The 284-nt window shown below is 48.2% G+C and carries 1 tRNA gene; it reads left to right on the forward strand.

What is annotated here, in order from left to right:
- Positions 1 to 13 precede the first annotated feature (13 nt).
- Positions 14 to 89 (forward strand) — tRNA-Ala (locus C5471_RS25545).
- Positions 90 to 284: the final 195 nt, after the last annotated feature.

Here is a 284-nt window from a genome sequence, read left to right on the forward strand (position 1 = left end):
AGTGTCTCTGTATGGGGCTATAGCTCAGCTGGGAGAGCGCCTGCCTTGCACGCAGGAGGTCAGCGGTTCGATCCCGCTTAGCTCCACCATACTAAAATCATAGTTCAGAGTGTATTGGCGACAGTATACTGTGAATTATTTTGCTCTTTAACAATCCGGAACAAGCTGAAAATTGAATACTGTCAATACGCCCTTTGCAGGGGTATTGATGCGTCTCTCAACATTTTGCACCCCGAGACAGTTTCGGGTTGTGAGGTTAAGCGACTAAGCGTACACGGTGGATG

The sequence above is a fragment of the Photorhabdus tasmaniensis genome (assembly GCF_011189505.1).
GTDB classification, from domain to species: domain Bacteria; phylum Pseudomonadota; class Gammaproteobacteria; order Enterobacterales; family Enterobacteriaceae; genus Photorhabdus; species Photorhabdus tasmaniensis.